Consider the following 22,744-nt stretch of genomic DNA (forward strand, 5'->3'; position numbering starts at 1 on the left):
GGAGCGGCGGGTATAGTGGTTGTGGGCCTGGGCGAGTCGGCCGTCTCAGCTCGCGGCCTGGGACGGGACGCGCCGACCGACGGCGGCGGCGACGACGCCGGCGAAGATGAGGATCGCCGTCCCGAGGTGGGCCGTGACGATCAGCGGCGCGAGCGACTCGGTCACCGTGAGCCCACCGAGGACGACCTGGACCGGGAGCAGCGCCCCGGCACCGAGCGCGGCCCACTCCGGGCGGTCCAGCGACTCGCGTCGCCAGGCGGCGACGGCGGTCGCAGCGATGAGCAGCCCGGTCCCGGCGGCCAGCGTCCGGTGGACCCACTCGGCGGCCACCTGCAGCGTCGAGTACGGCGTCTCGGCCATGACCGCCGGATGCAGGAACGGGACCCAGGTCCCGTAGCAGGTCGGCCAGTCCGGACAGGCAAGCCCCGCCCCGATGGCCTTCGTGTAGGCCCCGACGAGCATCAACAGGAAGGTGCTGGCTGCCGTCACAGCGGCGAGACGACGGAACGGGAGACGACGCATATCCGACAGTCGACCGCTCGGGCGATATAAACACTCTAGTACGTTCCTCGAAGGAGAGAACGACAGAAACCCTTGGGGAGGACGGGCCCTAAGTACAGGCATGGTCGGGACCGTCTTCGGGAGCGAGTCGGTCACGCTCGGGCTGTTCGTCGCCGTCGGCTTCCTCGGGAGCGGGCACTGCGTGGGGATGTGCGGTCCGCTCGTCTCGCTGTACGCGGACCGGATGCCGGGCGGACGACGCCGGGCACTCGGGCAGCACGCGCTGTTCAATCTCGGTCGGGCGAGTAGCTACACGGTTCTGGGCGGGCTGTTCGGGCTCGCCGGCGGCCTCGTCGCGAGCGGTGCCGAGGCGCTCCCCGCACCGTTCGGGGCGCTCCGGGGCGTCGTCGGCGTCGGCGTCGGCCTGGTGGTGGCGGCGTCGGGACTGGCACACCTGGCAGGGACGCCCAATCCGCTCCTCGCGGGCAACGCACGAGAGCTGTGGGCACCGCTCGGCCGGGTGAGTCGTGCGGTCCGCCGCCGCCTCGACGCCTGGCTGGCCGGGCCGCGAACTGCCGTGCTGGGGGTCGCCCACGGACTGTTTCCCTGCCCGCTGTTGTATCCGGCGTACCTCTACGCGTTCGCACTGGGCGATCCGCTGGGCGGGGCGGCAGCGCTGGCCGCACTCGGACTCGGAACGGTCCCAGCGGTTCTGGTTTTCGGGCTCGCAGTCGACTCCGTCCGGGTGGGTCGCGTCGGTGCGCGCGCCGTCGGCGTGGCCTTCCTGCTGCTCGGGGCCGGGACGGTGCTGGCGGGGCTGGCGTCGCTCGGCCTTCCGGTCGGGCGGCTTGGCGCAGTCCCGCTCGACGCGATGGGGGCCGCGACGCTGCCGGCGATCGTGGCAACGCCCATCGCCGTCGTCGGCTCACTGCTGTTGCTCGGCGTCGCCGTGACGCTGCTGGTCCAGCGCCGGTCGTTGTCGTACCTGTTCGTCGCCCTCGCGTTGCTGGCGTTCGCCGGGCAGGTGCTCACGGGCCGCCTGGTCGCGGCCGGTGTCGTCCAGGAGGGGATCGAGCGGCAGGTGAGCCTGCTGGCGGACGCGGCGGTCGTCGTGTTGCTGGCGGCGGCCACCATCGCCGTCGGGCGAGCCCAGCGCCCGGACCGCGAGAACGGGGAGGTGTCCCGTGACTGAGTCGCGCGCGGCCGTAGCCCAGTACGTCCGGGAGCACCCGGGGAGTCACTTCAGCGCCATCGTCGACGCGCTCGACCAGGCGACGGGGCAGGTCCAGCACCATCTCTCCCGACTGGTCCGCGACGCGGAACTCGAACGTGGGTCGCTGTACGGCCAGACCCACTACTACCCGCCGGGGTACGAACAGCGGGAGAAGGAGACGCTGGCGTTGCTCCGTCGGGAGACCACCCGGGCGCTGGTCACCGCACTGCTGGCCGAGGACGAGCGGCGGCCGGGCGCGCTCGCCGAGGACCTCGGCGTCGCGCGGTCGACGCTGGAGTACCACCTCGACCGGCTGGTCGAGACCGGGGTCGTCGAGAAGCGCCGCGACGACGCCGGCCGCGTCACGCTCGCGCTCGAACGGCCACAGGAGACGGCGCTGTTGCTCGCCGAGGTCGCCCCGACGAGGGGCGACCGCTTTCTCGACCGGTTCATGCGGCTGGTCGACAGCCTGCTCGAGGACGCCGGCCGGTGACTCGCTCTCGCGTTCGAGGAACGTACTACGGGGTTCAAGTCCTGCCAGTCGAACCGTCGGATATGACCGACAGACGAGTCTCGCGGCGGTCGCTGCTGGGCGCGGCCGGATCGGCGTCGGTCGCCGGTCTCGCCGGCTGTACGGACCTGCTGGGCAGTGGCTCCGGGGACGGTGGTGGGAACACGTACCTCGACGCGAAAGACTGGGGCGGCAACGCGAGCGCGCTCCCGTTCCCGACGCACGGCGACGAACTCCCGTCGGCGGAGGTACCGCTCGCGCTGGGTGAGGAGACGCGAGCAGTCCCGGCCGACTACGCCGGCCAGGACGTGGTCATGACGTTCGTCTACACCCACTGCAACACGATGTGTCCGCGGCTGACGGCGATCCTCGCGGGCGTCCAGGCCCACGCGATCGACAACGACTACGCCGAGCGGGTCGCGTTCGCCGAGATCACGTTCGACCCCGCCCGCGACGACGCCGAGCGGTTCCGCGAGTACGCCGACGACCACGACGTCGCCCTCGACACCGGGACCTGGGAGTTCCTCCGGCCGGAGAGCGAGCAACGCGCCAAAGCGGTCGTCCAGGACACCTACGGCGTGGCGTTCGAGAAGACCACGCCCGAGGAGATGGACATGTACATGTTCGCCCACTCTGGGGTCGTGGTGCTGGCGAACAAGCAGGGGTACGTCGAGCGCGCGTACAAACTGTCCAGCGGCGCCAGCGGGACGGCCGAAAGCGGGGACGACGACTTCGTCAGCTGGCAGACCGTCGAAGAGGACCTGGCGACGCTGCGCGACCGGGAAGACTGAGATGCCCGGCGGTGCGTACGGGTTCGCCCCGCAACTGGAACTGGTCGTGTTCTTCACGGTCGGCCTGCTGGGCGGTGCCCACTGCCTGGGGATGTGCGGCCCGCTGGTGACGACGTACGCCTCGCGGCTGGGCGAGGACGGCCCGGTGTCGTTCGGCGAGATCCGCCAGCACCTCCTCTTCAACACCGGCCGGACCGCTGCCTACGCCGGCGTCGGCGCGCTCATGGGTGCGATCGGGGCCGTCGTCTACGACGCGGCCGCCATCGTCGAACTCGCCAACGGACTGCGCGCGGTCGTCGGCGTCGTCGTCGGCACCGTGGTCATCTTCGTGGGGGTGAGTTACCTGCGGGGCGGAGCCGGCGGCCCCCTGACGCGCATCGAGGGGACTGGCGGCGTGGCGGCGAAACTGACCGCCCGCGTCGACGCCTGGGTCGAAGGCCCGCGCATCCTCGGCCTGGGCGCGCTCCACGCGGCGTTGCCCTGTCCGCTGTTGTTCCCGGCGTACCTCTACGCGCTGGCGCGGGGTGACCCCGTCGAGGGAGCCGTCGCGCTCGGCGTTCTCGGCGCGGGAACGTTCCCGTCGCTGTTCGTGTACGGGACCGTCGTCAACGCGGCCCCCCGGCGATGGCTGGGTCGAGTCCACCGCGGCCTCGGCGTCGCCTTCCTCGTCCTGGGGTACCTGCCGCTCTCACACGGGTTGGTCCTGCTCGGCGTCCCCGTCCCCTATCCGCCGATCCACGACCTCATCTACCAGCCGATCGATACGCTCGTCGGCGCGGCCGAATACTGCCTGCCCTAGAGTTCGCCTTTCGTGCTGGGCGTGTCGCGCCGGCGCTCGGCGCTACTCCGACCCGGCGTTTCGGAGCCGCGGCACACGCGGAACGTGGCTCCCGTCGATGTCGATGATTCCCAGTTCGTGCGCTGTGAGGTAGACGGCCAGCGCTCCGAAGAAGGTCGCCGGCGTCAGCGCGAGATGCCACGCGACCGTTTCCCCGACGGCGTAGCCCGCCGCCGTCAGCGCGTCGTGCACACCCTGTAACACGTACAGCACTGCGGGGTGGGTGACGTAAATCCCGACCGCGTATTTGCCCCACCGTGGGAGTCGGGTCGAGGACCCGAGATCCGGCCGCGAGAGGAGAAACAGAAACAGCGAGAGCGACAGCAATGCGGTCGTAATGGCGTAACTCGGCGCGTAGACGGACTGGCCGAACGGTTCACCCGGAACCACGTATCCCAGGAGAGATAGTTCGCCGAGTTGGGCCAGGGCGAAACACACCGTCAACACGAGATAGCGCCCGCTAGCTTCGGCCGTCGGCCGCCAGTCCCGCGCGTAGACAGTGTACCCGAGACTCGTGTAGAAGACGCCGAAAAACAGCGCGTCCCTGATCTCGAAGGGGACGTCGACGAACATGGTGTAGCTCGCGCCCAGAAGTCCAACGGCGTGGAGACAGAGCGCGGCCGGCAGCAGCAGGGCCGTCCGGTTCGTTCGCACGAACGCGTACACGAAGGCAAACGAGAAGAGGAGCGCCGGGAGAAACCACAGGATCTCCGAGACGGAGGTGCCGTAATACAGCAACTCCACCGGCGAGAGGAACCCCGCCAGCGTGCCGAGCGCGCTGTCGACGACGTTGCGACCGCTAAGGCGGGCGCGAACGAGCGCCCCGATGAAAAAGACGGGCGCTGCGAGCGCCAACCCGAACACGTAGAGCGAGGTGATCCGTTTGGCTCGGGCGACGAAATACCGGGTCGGGTCACGGCTGGTCGTTTTGAGCGCGAAAAAGTACCCGGCCGTCAGAAAGAAAAACGGAACCGCGAACCGAGCCGTCGTCTTCGTGGCGAAGTTGAACATGTTTCCATACAGGGAGTAGCCCTGAAACGGGTCCGTGTGGATGAGAACGATCGGCACCATCGCGACGATCCGCATGGCGTCGACACTGTAGATTCGCTCCGCCATGCGACGCCTAGGTGGATACTGGGTATGGCTTTTTCCACTCACACGTCCGGGTGGCTGCCAGACCCCGTCGTCTCCGACTCCCGAGATTCCCTGCCGTCAGTCCCCGGTCACAGTTCGCCTTTCGTGCTGGGCGTGTCGCTCCGGCGCTCGTCAATGCGGGTGGCGTCGTCTAACGCCCGCGCCAGGCACTTGAACAGCGCCTCGACCTGGTGGTGGGCGTTTTCACCGGTGACACCGGCGTGGAGGGTCAGCCCGGCGTTGGTCGCCAGCGAGCGCAGGAAGTGCTTGCCCATGTGGCTGGTGAACTCGCCGACCGTCTCCTGGGCGAACGCACCGTCGAACTCGAAGTATGGCCGGCCCGACACGTCGACGACGACCTCGGCGACGGCCTCGTCCAGGGGGACTTTCCGGTCCGCGAACCGCCGGATGCCGCGCTTGTCGCTCAGGGCCTCCTCGATGGCCTGGCCGAGGGTGATGGCCACGTCCTCGACGGTGTGGTGGTCGTCGATCTCCAGATCGCCGTCGCACTGGACGGTCACGTCGAACAGGCCGTGCTTGGCGAACGATTCGAGCATGTGGTCGAAAAAGCCGATGCCGGTGTCCACCGTCGCGTCGCCGTCGCCGTCGATGTCGACGGTGACCTCGATGTCGGTCTCGGCGGTCTCGCGTGTCACCGCCGCCGTCCGCTCGGTCATATCACCCTCCAGACGCCCCTCGTTTAAGCCGATTCCGCTCGGTCCCACGTCACGCCGTCAGCCACCCGTCAGACGCCGATACACCGCCGACAGCGGCCGAAATCGCCATCCCGCACCATCCTGTCGCCGAAGCGATGACGGCCGTCTGACATAGATATATGAGTGAGAGTCCCAAACGCGGGGCCATGGGCAAGCGCGTAGCGATCGCGGTGCTGGTGCTGCTGACGGGCGCACTCCTGTTCAACCAGATGGTGACGGCACCGTTCGGTGCCCTGCTGGTCGCCGCCGGGACGTACCTGTTGCTTTTGCCCCACCTCGGGGCCCGACAGCCGAGCGTCAAGCAGTCACACGGCCGTCGCGATCGGATCTAGGGCGGGAGTCCGGCGACGGCGCCGGGAGCAGCCGCGTGAGAATCGAGGCCGCAAGAAGACGTTAGTCCTCGACCGCAGTCATGGCTTCTTCGAGCGTGAACTGGCCCTCGTAGAGCGCGGTTCCGACGACGACGGCGCTAGCTCCCGCGTCCCCGAGCGCGACGGCGTCGTCGATGGTCGCGACGCCGCCGCTGGCGACGACGGGGATGTCGACGGCTTCGACCACTCGGCGGACCGGGTCGGTTCGGACCCCCTCTAGCTGGCCCTCGACGTCCACGTCGGTAAAGAGGATGCCGCCGGCCCCCAGTTCCTCGTAGCGGGCGGCGGCTTCGGCGGGGTCTAACCCGGTTCCTTCGGTCCAGCCCGAGACGACGACTTCGCCGTCCTTGGCGTCGAGACTGACGAGCACCGACCCGGGGAACGTCTCGCTGATCTCGGCGACGATGTCGGGGTTCTCGACGGCCGCAGTCCCGAGGATGACGCGGTCCAGGCCCCGGGAGAGGAGGTCGGTGGCGTCGTCGACCGTGCGGATACCGCCACCGAGCTGGACGGGCACGTCGACCGCGTCGAGCACGGCGTCGACGGCGGGGGCGTTCGCCCGTTCGCCCTCGAAGGCGCCGTCGAGGTCGACGAGGTGGAGCGTCCGCGCGCCGGCGTCGACCCACCGCCGAGCGGCCTCGACGGGGTCGCCGTAGGTCTTCTCGGTGCCGCGCTCGCCGCCGACGAGCTGGACGACCTGCCCGTCCTGCATGTCGACTGCCGGGACGACCTCGAACTCGGAGAACATGTCCGTTTCTGGGTCGCCACTGGCGGAAAGGATGTCGGTTTCCAGCAAGGCTTTTCCCCCGCGGGAGACACCAGCGAGCAATGGCACCGCAGATTCCGGGGCTCCGAGGGCTGGGACGGGCGCTGGAGCGCATCATGTTCGGCGGGTATGCCGGGTTGTATCGCCAGTTCGTCAGAATAGTGATGGCGGCGACGGTCGTTCTGGTCGTCGCCAACGCCGCCGTCTGGGCGGAACTGGTCACCGTGGCCGCCGGAACCGCCGCGCTGCTGGAGACGGCCGGCGCGGTCGCCGTGGCGGCGTTCGTCGTCGTCGGGGCCCTCCAGTTGCTGGTCATGGCACGGGTGCTCGACCGCGAGTCGACCAACGTCGCGACCCAGGCCGCGACGCTCGAAGAGCGGGCGGGCGAGGTGACCGAGACCGCGGACGAACTCGAATCGACGGCCGAAGGGCTGGAGACGACGGCCGACGAACTCGAAGCGCGGGCCGAGAAGCTAGAGACGGCCGCCGAGACCCTGGCCGAAACCGCCGACGCGGTCGACGCCGAGGACAAAGCCCGGGACGAACTCGTCGAACAGGCCGCCAAGTTGCGCGAGGAAGCGACCGAGTTGCGCGACGAGACCGCCGACGCCAAAGCCGAGACCGCGGAGGCGAAAGCCCAGACCAAGGACGTCAAGGAGACGAGCGAGGACGTGAGCGAGGACCTGGCGGCCGACCGGGAGCGGTTGCCGAGCGATCCGGACCCAGACGCCGTCGAGGAGCCAGCGGGGCGCGACGACGGGGAGTCGACCGACGAGGCCTGACCGGCGGACGGCCGGACCTGCGGACGTGAACGCCACCGTTTAACGGCCGGGCGTCACAGGGGGAGATATGGTATCGGCACTGCTGGCTATCGGTCTTCTCGTCGCGGTCTTCGTTGGGTTCAACATCGGCGGGTCCTCGACGGGCGTCGCGTTCGGGCCGGCCGTCGGCGCGAAGACCATCTCGAAGTTCGGGGCCGCAGCGCTCATGACGATTTTCGCGTTGCTCGGGGGACTGACCTTCGGGACGGAGGTCGTCCAGACGCTGGGCGGCGAGATCGTCCCGAAGAGTTCCTTTACGCTCGTCGCGTCGATCGCCGTGTTGTTTTTCATCGGGTTCGCGCTCTTCCTCTCGAACGTGGTCGGCGTCCCCGCATCGACGTCGATGACAGCCGTCGGAGCCATCGCCGGACTCGGCCTCGCACAGGGGAACCTGAACTGGGCGGAGATGGGTGAGATCGTCTCCTGGTGGCTGGTCTCCCCGCTGGTGGCGTTCTGGATCAGCGCCGTCATCGGCCGCTACTTCTATCCGCGACTGGTCGAGTGGTTCGCCATCACCCAGTCCGAAGGGTCACTGCTCGTGCTCGACCGCTCGGGGCTCGTCCCCCATCCCACGCTCGGCCCCGAGACGACCCGGCGGGAGTTCGTCGGGACGGTGCTGGTCATCATGATCGGCTGTTATCAGGCGTTCGCGGCCGGGGCCTCCAACGCGGCGAACGCGGTCGCACCGCTGGTCGGAAGCGGCCAGGTCGGCGTCATCAACGGCGTGTTGCTCGCCTGCGGTTCCATCGGCCTGGGTGCCTTTACCATCGCCCGGCGGACGATGGACACCGTCGGGAACGACCTGACCGACCTGCCGATCCTCGCCGCACTGGTCGTGGCAGTCGTCAGCGCGTCGGTCGTCAGCTTCCTGTCCTTTCTCGGCGTGCCGGCGAGTTTCGTCATCATCGCGACGATGAGCATCGTGGGGTTGGGCTGGGGGCGCGCGACCCGGACGGTCACCCTCTCGGAGACGGTCAAAAGCAAGGGCAAAGACGTGGACGTGTCCGTCGGGGCGCTGACGGCCGACGCCGAGGACGCGCCGACGGTCGGCGGGGAGGGCGGAACGCCCAGCGAGGGCGATCACAAACCCATCGGCGAGGAGAAATCCGAGGACATCCCGAAGGCGGCGGATCTGTTCGAGCCGTCGACGACGGCCCGGATCGTCTTCCTCCAGAACATCGTGCCGGGAATCGCGACGGTCGCTTCCTATCTCATCTTCCGGTTCGTCCCCATCTTCTGACCGTTCGGCCGGTTTTCTTCCGGGTTTTTTATCGGTATTGCCGCCGGAGAGGGGTCCGGAACAGCAAAGTCTAACAGTCAGGGGGTCGAAGAGTCTCGGTGATGCCCACGGTAGAGTACCTCAATTACGAAGTATTGGACGACCACGGCTGGGACATTTACGACGAGGACACCTTCGAGCAGGCGGCAGACGCCGACCTCGACGACGAGGACTACGGTAGCCTCGACGTCAACGAGGGCGAGTACATCCTCGAAGCGGCCGAGGCACAGGGCTACGACTGGCCCTTCTCGTGTCGCGCCGGCGCGTGTGCGAACTGCGCCGCCATCGTGGTCGAAGGCGAGATCGACATGGACATGCAGCAGATCCTCTCCGACGAGGAGGTCGAGGACAAGAACGTGCGTCTGACCTGCATCGGCAGCCCGGACGCCGACGAGATCAAGATCGTCTACAACGCGAAGCACCTCGACTACCTGCAGAACCGCGTCATCTAACGCGGTTTTCCGTTTTCGGTTTCGGACATCGCCGCAAGTGCTATTGCCTAGCCGCGGGACCGGGCGCACGTGCTACCCGTCGGCTCTCTCTCCGGCCTGCTCTCAGTGGGCTCGGCGCCCGACCTGTTGCGCCTGCTCGCCGTCCCCGTGTTCGGGTGGGCCGCCTGGCTCGACATCCGGACGCGCCGCGTCCCCAACCGGACGTGGAAACCCTTGCTCGTGTTGGGCCTGGTCGCGCTGGTCTGGGAGGGCTGGCTGGTCTACTCGGGCACCACCCCGACGTACGTGAACCAGAACCGCTACCTGTTCCGCGTGGCCTTTAGCCTCGGCTTCATCGTCCCGCTGGCCTACGGGTTCTGGTGGATCGGCGGCTTCGGCGGGGCCGACGCGAAGGCGCTCATCACGCTCGCGCTCCTGTTCCCGACCTTCCCGACCTACCTGCTCCCGACGATGGCGTTCCCGCAGGTCGTCCCCACGCTCGGCGTGTTCTCGATGACCGTCCTCTCGAACACCGTCGTCATCGGCATCGCGTACCCGTTCGTGCTCATGCTCCGGAACGGCCTGCTCGGCCACTTCGGGAAAGCGATGTTCGTCGGTCGTCCCATCACCTGGGACGCCGCAACCGAGGAGTACGGTCGCCTGCTGGAGGACCCCGACGGCTTCACGCGGGGCGGCATGGACTTAGACGCCCTGCGGATGTACCTGCAGTGGCGCGGCCTGACGCTTTCCGAGATCCGGGCCGATCCCGACCGCTACCGCGACCCCAGGAGTCTCCCCGCGGACCCGAACCCCGCCGGCGACGGGTCGATCCCCGTCACTGATGGCGGTCACCCGGGCCAAGCGGCCACCCGCGGGACCCTGGAGACGCCGGACGGGGACGCCGATACCGCCGCCTGGAAAGACCGGGCGGTCGTCCCGGAGTTCGTTGCCCGGGACGACGGGGCAGTCTTCCCGGAGTTCGTCGAGCCAGTCGACGACGACTGGGGGGCCGAAGCGTTCCTGGAAGACATCCCGGGGACCGCCTACGGGACGAGTCCGGAGGAACTGCGCGGTGGTCTGGAGGTACTGACCACCGAGGAGACGGTGTGGCTCACGCCGGGTGTGCCCTTCCTCGTGCCGATGTTCGTCGGGCTGGTCGTCAGCCTGACCTACGGGGACGTGCTCTACGCGGCGCTCGGGGGAGTCGCGTTCTAGCCCGGGCCGCTCCCGGCAGAGGGTGGGACTGACACAAGACATATCGGCTGGAGGGGCGACGTGGCGAGTATGGAACGAACGGACGTCGAACTGGCGTTCGACGAGCAGGAGCTGCTGCCGGCGGTCGCCCAGGACGCTACGTCCGGGGCGGTACTGATGCTCGCCTACGTCACCGAGGAGGCCGTCGAACGGACCCGGGACAGCGGCCTGGCGCACTACTACTCGCGAAGCCGGGACGAACTCTGGCAGAAGGGGGGATCCAGTGGACACACCCAGGAGATCGAGGAGGTGCGAGTCGACTGCGACGGCGACGCACTGTTGTATCTGGTCGAGCAGACCGGCGGGGCCTGCCACACCGGCTACGAGTCGTGTTTCTACCGGACCATCGACGGCGAGGTCGTCGGCGAACAGGTGTTCGACCCCGACGACGTGTACGATGACGAATAGCGTCACGGCCGGGGAGGCCGTGGACGTGTCGGACCTGGTCGCCGACCTGGAGGCGGCGGCCGACGCCTACGAGCGGGCGAGCGAGCGGGTCGACGAGCGCGGCGAGGCGGAACTCCGACGGATCGCCGAGTACTACGACGAATTACAGTCGCTGTTCGACCAGTACGAGGAGGAAGCGACCGGCGACGGCGACTTCATGGTCTTCATCGAGTTCCAGGAGGAGATGGAGGGGTTCATCGAGCGGTTGCCCGAGGACCTGCCCCACCGCGAGCGCTTCGAGGAGGTCGACGACGTGATGCAACAACGCCGGCTCACCGAATCGGACTTCGCGGCGGCCCGGGACGCCCTCTCCCCGGTCGACGACGACGTGGCGCTGCTCACCGAGCGGGACGCCACGCGGAGTCGGTACGAGGACCTCCGGAAGAAAGGCCGGCGGCGGGTTCGGGAACTCGGCGAGCGGATCGGCGACCTGGAGTCGCTCCAGCGGATGGGCGAAGCCGACCTCGACGCCCCGGTCGAGCGCCTGCGCGACCCCATCGAGTCGTACAACGAGGCCGTCTCGAAGGCGTTCACGGCGTTCAAACGCGAATCGAGCGCGCGCGACGTCCTCTCGTTCGTCGCGACGACGACGGCCTTCCCGCTGGTCCCGTATCAGGAACCGCCCGAGACCCTCCGAGAGTACGTCGAGACGGCCGAGGCCGGGACGGAGTCGCTCGTCACGCTTCGGGAGTACGCCGACTACTCGAAGTCCAAACTCGATCACTACGTCGACGACGCCGACGCGCTCAAGCGATCGGTCGGGGCGAACCAGACGTACCTCCGGCGGCTCGACGCCGACCCGCTCCGGATCGAGTGGCCGCCGCGACCGGCCGCCGAACTCCAGTGGCGCGTTCGGGAACTGATCCAGGTGACCGGTCGGTTCGCGCCCGATGATGTCGTCGCGGCGCTTCGAGACGTGCGCGCCCGACTCGACGACGACGAGTACGAGCGCCTGCGCCAGAGCGCCCGCGCCCGCGAGCAACTGACAGAGGCACAGCGCGAGCGCGTGGCCAGCGGCGCGGTCGACGAAGAACTGGCGAGCACGCGCGAAGCGAAACAGCTGCTGGAGGAGACGCTGGCTGAACTGCCCGAGGCCTAGGTACCGGTCCGAGGGCGCGTTTTACCGGGCTTGACCCCGAGAAACGGCGAGAGCAGCGTTTGCAGTCATTACGTTTATGATTTGCGTGGGAGAGGTCTGAGTATGATGAACGGACGGACGCGGCGACAGTATTTGCTGGCGGTTGGTACGGCGGGCGTGATCGGTGTCGCAGGCTGTTCCGGCAACCAGGACGCGTCACCGGACAGTGACGAGGACGAGGAGGAGGAAGACGAGGAGCGCGACGACAGTGTCACCGGTGGTGCGCCGATGTTTCAGTACGACCTCGCAAACACGGGACACGCGCCCGGGGAAACCGGGCCGGCAGGACCGGTGACAGACGAGTGGACGGTCGGGATGGACGGGTCCGTGCAGTCGTCACCGGCGGTCGTGAACGGCACCGTCTACGTCGGGAGCGCTGACGACAGCCTGTACGCGGTCGACGCCGCCACGGGCGAAGCACAGTGGACCTTCGAGACGGGTGGGTCAGTGCGGTCCTCGCCGGCTGTCGTGAACGGCACCGTCTACGTCGGGAGCGACGACAACCACCTGTACGCGGTCGACGCCGCCACGGGCGAGGAGACGTGGGCGTTCCAGACGCGGGAGGCGGTCGCGTCGTCACCAGCGGTGGCGGCCGGCACGGTCTACGTCGGAAGCGACGGCACCGAGGTGTACGCGGTCGATGCCGCCACGGGCGAGGGGGAGTGGACCCGACAGACGGGCGGCGGCGAATCGGCCTCGCCGGCGGTCGTCGACGGCACCGTCTACGTCTGGAATATCGACGGGACGGTCACCGCGCTGGACGCGGCCACCGGCGACCGCCAGTGGGCCGTCGGAACTGACGAGATGACTGCCACGCCCGACGGAAATCTCGACGCTGGGACTGGCGTCTCCGGCGGCGATCGGAGTGTGGCCGTAGCCACCGGTGACGCGCAGCCGGCGCTTCAGGTGAGTGGAGCGCTACGCTCGTCGCCGGCGGTCGCGAACGGCACCGTCTACGTCCAGCGCCAGCGCGGCACGGTCGTCGCGCTGGATGCCGTCACCGGTGACCGACAGTGGTCCGCCGGGATGAGCGGGACGGACGATGCAGCGGCGACCGGCAACGGCGGGATCACGGCCCAGGCGAGCGCAGCCGACGACCAACCGGGTTCCAGTGCTGGAACGCGGTCGGCCGTCCAGGTCCGCGGGAGCGTGGCGTCTTCCCTAGCGGTCGCGAACGGGACCGTCTACGCCGGGAGCCCGGACGGAACGGTCGCTGCGCTGGACGCGACCACTGGTGACCAGCAGTGGTCCGTCCAGACAGGCGGCCTGAGCGCATCGTCGTCCGACGGGATCTACACCGAACTGTCGACCGCCCAGACGGTATCGCCGATGAGCCTGTCGCTGGCGGTCGTGGGCGTCTCCGGCGGTGCCGGAGGCTCGTCGGACACGTCCGACGGCGGAACCGTCTACGTCGGAAGTTTGGGCGGGCGGGTGTACGCGCTGGATGCGGCCACCGGTGATCGACAGTGGCAGTCCGAGACGAGCGGTCAGGGCGGGTCGTCGCTGACAGTGGTCGATGGTTACGTCTTCGTCAACGGGAGCGAGGGGCTGGTCGCAGTGGCCGGACGGTAGGTTCTCGAAGCGGCTACGCCGTCGCTTTCGCCTCGGTCATCGCCTCGTGCATCTCGTCGGCGAGGTCGGCGGCCCGGCCGGGGTCGCTCGATTCGGCGTAGATGCGGACGACGGGTTCGGTCCCGCTGGGTCGGGCCAGCACCCAGCTATCGCCGTAGTCGAGCCGGTAGCCGTCTGTCGTGTCCAGGGTCGCGCCGGCTTCTGTCGCGACGCGTTCGGCGGCGTCCAGCAGCGCCCGGCGCTCGGCGTCGTCCTCGTACTCGATGTCCATCCGGAGCAGATGGTAGTCGTCGTAGGGTGCGATAACTTCGCTGGCCGGAGTTTCGGCCAGCAGTTCCAGGAAGCGCGCGGCGGTGAAGGCCCCGTCGCGGGTCACCCGGTAGTCGGGGAAGATGATGCCGCCGTTGCCCTCGCCGGCGATGGGGACGGTTCGGCCCTCGGCCTGGAGGTCCCGAATACGGGTCATGATGTTCGTGCTGCCGATGGGCGTCAGCGACAGCTCTGCGCCTGCCTCGTCGGCCACGTCGACGAGGCGCTGAGAAACGTTGACGGCCGAGACGGCCACGTCGCCGGCGTCGAGTTCGGCCGCCGCCAGCGCCGCCAGCGCCGCGTCGCCCTCGACGAACTCGCCGCGCTCGTCGAAGAACATGGCGCGGTCGGCGTCCCCGTCGTGGGCGATCCCCACGTCGGCGTCGGTCACCCGGACCAGTCGCCCGAGGTCCGCGAGGTTCTCGGCGATCGGTTCGGGGTCCCGACCCGGGAAGTGGCCGTCCTGCTGGGCGTTGACGGTGACCACGTCACAGCCGAGTTCGCGGAAGAACTCGGGGCTGGTGAGCACGCCTGCGCCGTGGCCCGGATCGAGCGCGACGGTGAGGTCCCCCTCGGCGATGCGGTCGCGGTCGACCGCGGTCAGGATCTGGTCGAGGTAGCGGCGGCGGGCGTTCTCGACGCGCGTCTCCGCACCGGTCTCGTGCCAGGCGACGGTCGCGTAGTCCTCCGAGAGGAGACGCTCCTCGACGCGTTCGAGCGTGCCCAGGGAGAGTTCCACGCCGCTCGATCCGACGAGTTTCACGCCGTTGTACGCTGGCGGGTTGTGCGACGCCGTGACCATGAGGCCAGGGACGCCCTCGGCCTCGCAGTAGGCCTGGAGGCCTGGCGTCGGGACGACGCCGAGGCGGTCGACGTCACAGCCCACGCTCGCGAGGCCGCTGGACGCGGCGTTGGCCAGCATCTGGCCGGTCGCACGGGTGTCGCGGGCGATGGCCGCGCGGTCGGTGTTCCAGACCGACCCCGCAGCCTGGGCGATCTGGCAGACGAACTCCGGGTTGAGATACTCGTTTGCCACCCCGCGGACGCCGCTCGACCCGAAGATTTCCATCACAAGCGTCTGGGCACGGGAACCCACTAAACCTTTGCAACTGCTCCGCCACCGATTTCGCCACTCACCGCAGTTCGCGTGCTCGCTCCCAGGTCCGCAGGAGGTCGGCGAGCGTCCGGTTGACCGGCGCGTTGTCGGCGCGGTCGGCGACGTAGCCGTTGATGGCGTCGACCTCGGTGGCCCGCTCGGCCAGCACGTCCTGGTGCATCGACGACGTGTTGGCCGCGGTCGCGTCGGCCACGCGCTCGACGGCGGCCACGGCGTCCCCGGGCGAGAGATCGACGCCGGCGGCCTGTGCAGCACGAGCAGTCTCACGAGCGGCGGCCGAGGCAACCCCGTGACCCGGCCCGTCGACCAGCGCGCCGTTCTCGACGCGTGCCAGCGCGGTCGTGGCGTTGATCCCGGCGTTGACCGCCAGTTTCTCCCAGAGCCGACGGGGCATGTCGGGGGCGACGGTCGTCTCGATACCGGCCGCCGAGAACGCGGCCCCCACGTCGTCGGCGCGGTCCGACTCGCCGCCCTCGGGCGGGCCGAGCGTGACCTCGCCGACGCCGGTACAGGTCACACGCCCGGGTTCGGCCAGGAGCGCACCGTACGTGCAGGTGCCGGCGAGAACCGGACAGTCCAGGCGGGCAGCGAGGGTCCGTTCGTTGCCCATGCCGTTCTGCAGGGAGAGGGCGCTCCCGAGGTCGCAGTCGGCCAGCGCCGCTGCGGCCGCGTCCGTGTCGGCGGCCTTGACGGTCACGATCGCCAGGTCCGCCGTGGCGTCTCCGGGAAGGGCGGTCGTGGCATCGGGAGCGACGCGGAGGTCGAACTCGCCGTCGACCGACAGGCCGTCGGCGGCGACGGTTTCGACGTGTGGGTCACGGCCCACGAGCGTCACGTCGTGTACGCGCGCGAGCAACCCACCGATCAGCGAGCCGAGACTGCCGGCACCGAAGACGATGACGTCCACACTGGGCCGTCAGTCTTCAGTCCAGTAATAGATGTCCTCTTTCGGTGCGCCACAGGAGGGACAGGCTTCGGGAATGTCCTCGTCGAGTTCGCCCATCTCGCCGCACTCCCAGCAGCGCCACATCAGTTCGGCCTCGCCGAACTCGTGGCCGGAGGTGACGTGTTCCTCCGAGAGGGCCTCGATGCCCTCTTCGAGGGTCACGTAGAAGCCGTGTTTGTCGAACCCACGGACGCGTCCGAGTTCGTTCCCGTCGTCGTCGTACACCGTCTCACCGAACGACAGCTGTCGGTCATCGATTGTGTCGCTCATACACTGTGTGATTCGTTCGCAAAGTGGATAAAGCCATCTGGTAGGCTTCGGCTGACAGGATTCCGAGGCCGCTGTGCGAGCCGTTCCGTGCGGTGCGGTCCCTGTCAGCATCCGCGCGCCGCTGGCGCGCGGTTCACCGCCAGAGCGGGCGAAGCCCGCGACGGCGGCTTTTTTGGTCGAGATTTTTCAAGGAGCGGTCGCCGACGGCGACCCGACGCAGAAAAAGGTCGTCTCACATGAAATCGCCGATGCCGCTCTGCTTGTTGTGGTCGTTCTCGAAGACCCGTTCGATGGACTTTTCGAGAATACGGAGGCGCTGTTTGGTGTACTCGCGGGCACCGTACTCCTCGGCGACCTGGAGCGCGGTGTCGATGTACTTGGTGACCGAGCCGTGGTGCACAGTGAGCGTCATGTCGCCGCCGCACTTCCGGCAGTCCCCGGTGAGGGGAACCCGACGATACTTCTCCCCGCAGTCCAGACAGCGCGTCTCCTGGCGGGAGAACGCCCGGAGGTTGCCGATGATATCGGGCAGGAAGTGGCCCTCGATGACGCGTTCGGCCACGTCGGTCTGGTCGACAGCCCGGAGCTTTCGTGAGAGTTCCAGCTGGGCGTCCATCTTCGCCATCATGTCGTCCAGGGTCTTATACGCCGAGAGATCCGGCCCGAGCGCGATGTTCGAGGTGTCGTGGGTGTGTCGGAAGCCCGTGTACTCGCGGTCGGTGCCGAGGTTCTCCTCGGCGATGGTGACGAGGTCCTCGACGGCCTCGGGGTCGGCCATCTCCCGGGTCGCCTCGTAGAACTCCCGGGGGTACTGGTCGACGATGTCCATGTTGTGGGCCTCGTCGTCGATCTCCGAGGGGTCGATCCGCGAAGACATCACCAAGGGTGCGTCCATGGAATTGTGGGCGTAGAGCCAGTTCGCGGTGAAGATCGGCTCACCGCCGACCTGAAGGTCGTAGAGGTGGCCGTCGTAGTCGACACGTTCGACGTTCTTGACCCGGAGATACGAGAGGTCGCCATCAACAAGCGGTCGCAGTTCTGCAAGTTTCTCTGTCACGTCGTCCGGGAGATTACGCGATTCGAGTTCCCGGACGATCTCTCGGAGTTTCTCCAGCGAGATGTTGTCCCGACGCTTCAGGTACTTCGGGATCAGTTGCTTGATGCCCTCGATGTCCCGCTCGCGAATCTCCATCAGTGCATCCGGTATCGAGACGACCAGACTCTTGGGGTAGTAGGGGTCCTCGCCGTCGAGGACTCGATGAAGTGGGTTGTCCGACGCACCGCCCGATACCGTGACCGTGTAAATCGGCTGGCGGTTCTCGTCGCGCTCCCGGTGTGAGACGTTCGCGACCAGTCCGAGCCGATGAAGCAAGAAAACTACACCGTCTTTGACGTCTTCGCTGGTCGTGTGGAACCCGACCGTGGTTACGTTGCCGTCGGCCGAGTCGCTCCCGTCGCCCTCGATGAAGCCACGCAGGAACGCGAGTGCTGTATCGTGAGGAGCCTGCAGGATGCACTCGGGAACGACCTTCTCGCTCGAATTGTACGAGTCGGCGTCCTCGAAGCCGAGATCGTACAAAACCTCGCGGAAGACAGCCGGGAAGCGGAGTTCGTAGGTGCGGTTCGACCAGCGACGGCCGGGTTCGTGACCGAACGTGTCCTCGATGATGTCGGCAGCGCGGTCGATGAGGTCCTCGTTGGCGTTGTGGATCGTCGGACAGACGCTGGAAGTGGATCCTTCCGCAACGAACAGTCCGAGCAACCACGCGAAGTTCTCATCGATATCGATAGTACGTGAGATCCCATCAGACGAACCTTCCAGACCGATCTTCACGTCCCGTGGGACCTGAAAGTCAACGAGATCAAGGATACGTTCGAACCGGTCGTACGGAATCTTCCCTTTCGAGAGTCGATAGGAGAGTCCAGATTTGAACGCCTGGTGAGTCGGGCTCCCTCGTTCCCTGGTCTCCCAGGCGGTCGTCAGCAGGTCCTCGACGTGATCGTCGATGACGACGTACGGTTCGTCGACGCACCCGGCGACGTCGATAGTAGTCCGTTCGGTCTCGACGTCGAGTTGGCGGGGTGCAACGACGAGATCGCCTGCCGAAAGTTCCGCTCCAGCAACTTCTTCGATACTGTCGTCGTAGCGGAACAGACTGTGATGTTCGGTCAGCTCCAGCGAGCGGCCGAACTGCGTCTCGATGCGGACGAGTTCTTCGTCCTCGTCAGCGCGGTAGCGTATGGCTTTCTCGACAGGTTGCAGCGACGCTTCATGGTTCTCGTCGAACGCGTAGGTCCGCCAGCCCTCCTCGTAGCAGGTTCGCTTCCGGAACTTCCCATCGACCTCCAGCGGTGATTCGAGTTCGTTCCAGAACTCCCCGAATGTGAGAAACCGAACGTTGTCGTTGGGGTCGACCGCAACCAGTCGGGAGTCCTCCGCGACGCTTCCGCCGCGCTTGTCCGGGAGGTACTTTTTGCTGAAGTTCAGCAGGCCATCGAGCAGCAGCATCACACAGTCCTCGTCACCGTCGCACTGGCCGACGCCAATCCCGTTGGCAACGACTCGATTCGTATCCGCGACCGTAAGGCTGTACGTATACTCGACATCAGACGGGATGAGTTCGACCCGTTCGACTATTTCAACGTCCGTCCCACCGTCAGCGAGAGACTGCGGCAACTGAGCACCTGTAGGACGCTCTTCACTTTTCCCGAACAACGGGACGGCATCCCCCTCGTTCAACTCGCGTGCCTCGACGTCCGTCAGCCCATCGTCACATCGAACCATCGAATGGTCCGGCGTGACAGTAATCGTCCGCCCGCCGTCGGTTGTAATCTCTACCAGATGCTCCGGTGCTGGGTGTTTCGAGACAGCTTCGACCGGTTTCCGGACCCAGTTCCCACCGTCGTCGATGGACTGGACGCGGATTTCGCCGTCTAGCTCCGCTACAGACGCACCGAAGTCGTCGATGCGCGGGTCGTCCAGCCGTCGCTCGACGAACTGTGCGATGGACTGGCGTCTCAGCGTCCCGTCATCGTCTTCGTACGTGATTTCGGTGTCCGGATGGAAGCAATTCCGCCGTTTCGCGGCGTGGAAATACGGATGCGCGTACCCGACGGCAGCTGACGTAAATCCGATAACTCGGCCCACGGTCGCCGCACTGGTGTGTGGTGCCATCCCGAACACGAGCTCGCCGACGAGGTCCTGGCGGTCGTCGAACTCGTAGTACGCATCGAGCCCGTAGTAGCTCTCCAGGAGGTCGTCGACGAAGTCGGCGGTCTTGAGCATGTGCTCGGCCGCGCCGTTCGAGAGGACGATGTCCTGGACTTTGAGTTCGGCGAGCTGGTCGTCGTGGACGAGCGGGTCGCCGTGGATGTCCTCCTCGTAGCCCAGCGCGCGGAACTGGTCGGCGGTGACGTCGAGTTCCTCGGGGCGGACCGACGTGACCGGGAGGTCGGTCATGTCGTAGCGGACGGTGCCGTCCTTGAACGCCGACACGCCGTGTTTCGCCCGCATGATCCCCTTCTCGATGGGTTCGGGCGTCTTCATCTTCGAGGACAGGCCCTTGACGCCCTTGACGATCTCAAAGGCGTTCTCGCGCTCGCCGACGTTCTCTAAGGCTTCGTGGAACTGCTCGCGGACGCTGACGGTCTTGGTCTGGACCGGCGAGGCCATGCTCTCACAGCGGTGACACTCCGCCCGGCCAGAGGGGTCGGGTTCGACCTCGATGTCGCAGTCCCGGCAGATGTAGACGGCGTCGGTCGTGCCGTTGCAGTCCGGACAGCGGGCCTCGTAGGTCTCGGTGCCGCAGTCGGTACAGCGGCGGCGGCCGACCTGGACCTCGACCTCGCCGCGCGGGTTGTCGATGCCGTCGCCGGTGGCGGCGGCCTTGCTCACGTCCCGCTGGCTGCCGCCGGCCTCGCCGATGGGAAAGAGCGTGTGGACGGCCGGCGAGAGGTCGCGGGACTCGGATTTCTCGGGGCGGCCCATCCGGTTCCCGATGCGGGTGGGGGCGCGTTCCCTGATCTCGAAGGGCGCGACCTCGTTGACGGCCCTGATGGCGTTGTCGCCGTCGGCGTACTCGCGGGCCGCAGTCGAGAGGTCCCCCGCGTCCCACTCGCGGTCGAGTCGGTCGGAAAAGCCCAGCGACCGGACCAGGGGTTTCCAGTCGGGGATCGTCAGGCGCTCTTCGCCCCGGTGGTGTTCGACCAGCAGGCTTTCGAGGGTTGTCGCGACCTCCTCGCCGTCGTCGGAACGGGGGACGACGAGGTCACCCGCGCCGTCAGGCCCCGACTCGCCGGACATCACGGCTCCGTCTGTTTCGGCGATACGACCGTTCTCGACGGCGTCGGCCAGCGCCTCGAACTCGGCGACGGAGACGTCGTGCCAGCAGTAGGTGTATTTCGGATGGATCGGCGCGTCGTACTCGGTGGCCCACTCGATGGCCTCATCGGCGGATGGGTCCGCCAGATCGACCTGGACCGAGTCGCGCATGGCCTGTACGTCCGCGCCGCTTGCCTCGAAGTCCTGCTCCCACCACTCCACAGTGTAGGAGGCTGGAGCCAGGGGATGATTGTTCTCGACGAACTCCCCGTAGTTCACCAGGTACTCACCGAGGTCGAGGATCTTCTCGACGCCGTTCCGGACCTCCAGGGCCACCTCGGGGTCGTCGATGCGGCGCACGTCGCCGTTGGCGAGTCTGACCGTGGGGCCTTCGATGCTGTCGACGGGCACGACGCCCGCGGCCTTCCCGGGGCGCTCAGTTTTGATCTGGGTGCCCGTCGCGAGGAAGTCGTCGACGAGGTGCATCGTCGCCGGGTGGACGCCGGCGGTCGCGAAGCCGTGATTCCGCGCGCGACCGTAGCGGAGTCGGAACCCCCCGGGCTCACAGGGATGGGTGAAGACCGGGCGGCCGGCGATGAGGTCCCGGAGGAACTTCTTCGAGGGGCCGACGCGTGGCGGGCCGTCCGGTTCGTCCGCCTCGTCGCCGTCGTCGTGCTCGGCGTCGCCCTCCGCCTTGTCGTCGGCGTCGTCGTCGCCCTCGTCCTCGCCGATGGTCCCGTCGATCAGGTCCTGGAGCCAGGGCCACTCGACCTCGTCCAGATTGCGGGTGTAGCGCTGGATCTTCGGGGCCTTGAGCGCGATCCCCTCCGCGAGGACGAGACACATCCCGCCGCGGGCGGAGTTCGAATCGACCCGTTCGAGGTCCCGATAGCCCGACACCTCCTCGTCGCCGGTGGCCTCGCCGTCGAGCATGATCGGCATGTGCTCGGCGATGAACTTCGTCTCCTTCTCCTTGGGCGAGTACTGGAGGCCGGTGTCCTTGTCGTAGAGTTCGATCTCCTCGGCGTAGCGGCCGATCTCCTCGTCGCGGGCCTTGTACTCGTCCATGCCCAGCAGCGCGCGGGCGTAGTCGGCGACCAGCACGGAGAGGGCCTGTGCGGTCCCGCCCGCCGAGCGAATCGGGCCGGCGTAGTAGACGTTGACGAACTCCGTGCCGTCGTCGTTTTCCAACACTTCGACGCGGTCGATGCCCTCGATGGGGGCGGCGACGACGCCCTCGGTGAGCAGGGCGACCGCCGTCCGGACCGCGCCCTCGACCTTGCCGCCCTTGGTGTCGTAGTCGCCGACGGTCCCCTCGACGAAGTCCTCGACGAGTTCCAGTGCTGCTTCCTCGCGGCTCATCTCGCCCTCTAGCTCGCGGACGCGCTCGGCGACGCCGTCGATGCCCAGAATGTTCTCGACGCGGTCGGCCATGTCCCGTGCGGTGGGGATCTCCACGTCTGTCGTGGGGTCGCCGCCGCGCTCGCGGGCCGCCGTCGCCACGTCGAAGGCGTCGTCGAGTTCGGCTTCGAGCCGCTCGAAGTACCGTTCGTCTTCCGGACGCATCTACAGGGGCCAGAGATCCAGGTCAGTGGTCTCGTCGTGCTCGCGGTCGAGTTCCGTGTCGAACTCCCGGACGTACAACTCGCCCGCGAAGGTCGTCGCCTCGTCTAGGTGGCCGGCGACGACGCTGCCGTCCTCACGGGAGAGCGTCATGTGCGTGTGCGCGAACCGGTCCTCGTACAGCCAGGAGATGTTGCCGACTGCGGGGACGACCTCGAACGGTTCGTCGAACTCCACGTCGTAGTACTCCTGGTCGTCCTGGTCGTAGAACAGCAGCGTCGCGTCCTGGACGGCACCGAGGCCGATGAAGAAGGCCGCGTCGATGCCCTCGTCGTCGGCGAAGTCCTCGATCTGTTCGCGCCAGCCCCGTCCGTGTTCGAGTCGGGCGACGTACTCCCGAGCACCCTCGACTTCGCGATAATCCATACAGACTTC

General features: G+C 67.6%; 21 protein-coding genes. 12 read left to right on the forward strand and 9 right to left on the reverse strand.

Annotated elements, in window-relative coordinates; all coding sequences use genetic code 11:
- Positions 1 to 45 precede the first annotated feature (45 nt).
- Positions 46 to 522, reverse strand: coding sequence for a COX15/CtaA family protein (locus tag E2481_RS09415; RefSeq protein WP_136716890.1), 477 nt, complete (start codon positions 520 to 522; stop codon positions 46 to 48).
- Positions 523 to 622: 100 nt separating this feature from the next.
- Between E2481_RS09415 and E2481_RS09420 the strand changes: the two genes are divergently transcribed.
- The 4 genes from E2481_RS09420 (at position 623) to E2481_RS09435 (ending at position 3,815) form a co-directional block, all read left to right on the forward strand.
- Positions 623 to 1,693, forward strand: a complete 1,071-nt coding sequence (locus E2481_RS09420; protein ID WP_250137777.1) for a sulfite exporter TauE/SafE family protein — start codon at positions 623 to 625, stop codon at positions 1,691 to 1,693.
- Positions 1,686 to 2,207: a winged helix-turn-helix transcriptional regulator gene (locus tag E2481_RS09425; protein ID WP_136716891.1), complete on the forward strand. Its 522-nt coding sequence runs from the start codon at positions 1,686 to 1,688 to the stop codon at positions 2,205 to 2,207. The genes E2481_RS09420 and E2481_RS09425 overlap by 8 nt, the downstream gene beginning before the upstream one ends.
- A 62-nt stretch (positions 2,208 to 2,269) precedes the next feature.
- Positions 2,270 to 3,016 (forward strand): SCO family protein, encoded by a 747-nt coding sequence (locus E2481_RS09430; protein WP_136716892.1) that lies wholly within the window; start codon positions 2,270 to 2,272, stop codon positions 3,014 to 3,016.
- Position 3,017: 1 nt separating this feature from the next.
- Positions 3,018 to 3,815 (forward strand): sulfite exporter TauE/SafE family protein, encoded by a 798-nt coding sequence (locus E2481_RS09435; protein ID WP_136716893.1) that lies wholly within the window; start codon positions 3,018 to 3,020, stop codon positions 3,813 to 3,815.
- Positions 3,816 to 3,857: 42 nt separating this feature from the next.
- Here the strand turns inward: E2481_RS09435 and E2481_RS09440 are convergent, their stop codons facing one another.
- The gene (locus tag E2481_RS09440; protein WP_136716894.1) at positions 3,858 to 4,970 is read right to left on the reverse strand and encodes an acyltransferase family protein; all 1,113 of its coding nucleotides are present in this window, start codon (positions 4,968 to 4,970) and stop codon (positions 3,858 to 3,860) included.
- A gap of 107 nt (positions 4,971 to 5,077) precedes the next feature.
- A complete protein-coding gene (hisB, locus tag E2481_RS09445) occupies positions 5,078 to 5,665 on the reverse strand; it encodes an imidazoleglycerol-phosphate dehydratase HisB (protein WP_136716895.1) in 588 nt (195 codons plus the stop codon).
- A 158-nt stretch (positions 5,666 to 5,823) separates the two neighbouring features.
- On the opposite strand from hisB, the gene E2481_RS09450 reads away from it, so the two are divergent.
- Entirely contained in the window at positions 5,824 to 6,036 is a 213-nt protein-coding gene (locus E2481_RS09450) for a hypothetical protein (RefSeq protein WP_136716896.1), read from the forward strand.
- A 61-nt stretch (positions 6,037 to 6,097) separates the two neighbouring features.
- Here E2481_RS09450 and hisA read toward each other — a convergent pair whose 3' ends face one another.
- Positions 6,098 to 6,823: a 1-(5-phosphoribosyl)-5-[(5-phosphoribosylamino)methylideneamino]imidazole-4-carboxamide isomerase gene (gene hisA / locus E2481_RS09455; protein ID WP_136716897.1), complete on the reverse strand. Its 726-nt coding sequence runs from the start codon at positions 6,821 to 6,823 to the stop codon at positions 6,098 to 6,100.
- A gap of 80 nt (positions 6,824 to 6,903) precedes the next feature.
- Here hisA and E2481_RS09460 point away from each other — a divergent pair, with 80 nt between their 5' ends.
- The 7 genes from E2481_RS09460 (at position 6,904) to E2481_RS09490 (ending at position 13,783) form a co-directional block, all read left to right on the forward strand.
- Complete coding sequence (locus tag E2481_RS09460) at positions 6,904 to 7,623, forward strand: hypothetical protein (RefSeq protein ID WP_136716898.1); 720 nt, start codon at positions 6,904 to 6,906, stop codon at positions 7,621 to 7,623.
- Between the two features lie 67 nt (positions 7,624 to 7,690).
- Positions 7,691 to 8,902 carry an inorganic phosphate transporter gene (locus E2481_RS09465; protein ID WP_136716899.1) on the forward strand — a complete coding sequence of 404 codons (1,212 nt, stop codon included), beginning with the start codon at positions 7,691 to 7,693 and terminating at the stop codon, positions 8,900 to 8,902.
- Between the two features lie 101 nt (positions 8,903 to 9,003).
- Positions 9,004 to 9,393 carry a ferredoxin Fer gene (fer, locus tag E2481_RS09470; protein WP_136716900.1) on the forward strand — a complete coding sequence of 130 codons (390 nt, stop codon included), beginning with the start codon at positions 9,004 to 9,006 and terminating at the stop codon, positions 9,391 to 9,393.
- Positions 9,394 to 9,462: 69 nt separating this feature from the next.
- The gene (locus tag E2481_RS09475) at positions 9,463 to 10,587 is read left to right on the forward strand and encodes a prepilin peptidase (protein WP_136716901.1); all 1,125 of its coding nucleotides are present in this window, start codon (positions 9,463 to 9,465) and stop codon (positions 10,585 to 10,587) included.
- Between the two features lie 69 nt (positions 10,588 to 10,656).
- On the forward strand, positions 10,657 to 11,034 hold the full coding sequence (hisI, locus tag E2481_RS09480; RefSeq protein ID WP_136716902.1) for a phosphoribosyl-AMP cyclohydrolase: 378 nt from the start codon (positions 10,657 to 10,659) through the stop codon (positions 11,032 to 11,034).
- The gene (locus tag E2481_RS09485) at positions 11,024 to 12,172 is read left to right on the forward strand and encodes a DUF7118 family protein (RefSeq protein WP_136716903.1); all 1,149 of its coding nucleotides are present in this window, start codon (positions 11,024 to 11,026) and stop codon (positions 12,170 to 12,172) included. Before hisI ends, E2481_RS09485 begins: the two co-directional genes overlap by 11 nt.
- 102 nt (positions 12,173 to 12,274) lie before the next feature.
- The gene (locus E2481_RS09490; RefSeq protein WP_136716904.1) at positions 12,275 to 13,783 is read left to right on the forward strand and encodes an outer membrane protein assembly factor BamB family protein; all 1,509 of its coding nucleotides are present in this window, start codon (positions 12,275 to 12,277) and stop codon (positions 13,781 to 13,783) included.
- 13 nt (positions 13,784 to 13,796) lie between these two features.
- On the opposite strand, the gene glmM is transcribed toward E2481_RS09490, so the two are convergent.
- The 5 genes from glmM to E2481_RS09515 form a co-directional block, all read right to left on the reverse strand.
- On the reverse strand, positions 13,797 to 15,161 hold the full coding sequence (gene glmM / locus E2481_RS09495; RefSeq protein ID WP_136716905.1) for a phosphoglucosamine mutase: 1,365 nt from the start codon (positions 15,159 to 15,161) through the stop codon (positions 13,797 to 13,799).
- Between the two features lie 64 nt (positions 15,162 to 15,225).
- Positions 15,226 to 16,116, reverse strand: coding sequence for a ketopantoate reductase family protein (locus E2481_RS09500; protein WP_136716906.1), 891 nt, complete (start codon positions 16,114 to 16,116; stop codon positions 15,226 to 15,228).
- Between the two features lie 9 nt (positions 16,117 to 16,125).
- Positions 16,126 to 16,425 carry a DUF7130 family rubredoxin-like protein gene (locus tag E2481_RS09505; RefSeq protein ID WP_136716907.1) on the reverse strand — a complete coding sequence of 100 codons (300 nt, stop codon included), beginning with the start codon at positions 16,423 to 16,425 and terminating at the stop codon, positions 16,126 to 16,128.
- 232 nt (positions 16,426 to 16,657) lie between these two features.
- Positions 16,658 to 22,312 (reverse strand): DNA polymerase II large subunit, encoded by a 5,655-nt coding sequence (locus E2481_RS09510; RefSeq protein ID WP_136716908.1) that lies wholly within the window; start codon positions 22,310 to 22,312, stop codon positions 16,658 to 16,660.
- Positions 22,313 to 22,735 (reverse strand): PPC domain-containing DNA-binding protein, encoded by a 423-nt coding sequence (locus E2481_RS09515; RefSeq protein WP_136716909.1) that lies wholly within the window; start codon positions 22,733 to 22,735, stop codon positions 22,313 to 22,315.
- Positions 22,736 to 22,744: the final 9 nt, after the last annotated feature.

The organism is Halorientalis salina, from assembly GCF_005049285.1.
Lineage (GTDB): Archaea > Halobacteriota > Halobacteria > Halobacteriales > Haloarculaceae > Halorientalis > Halorientalis salina.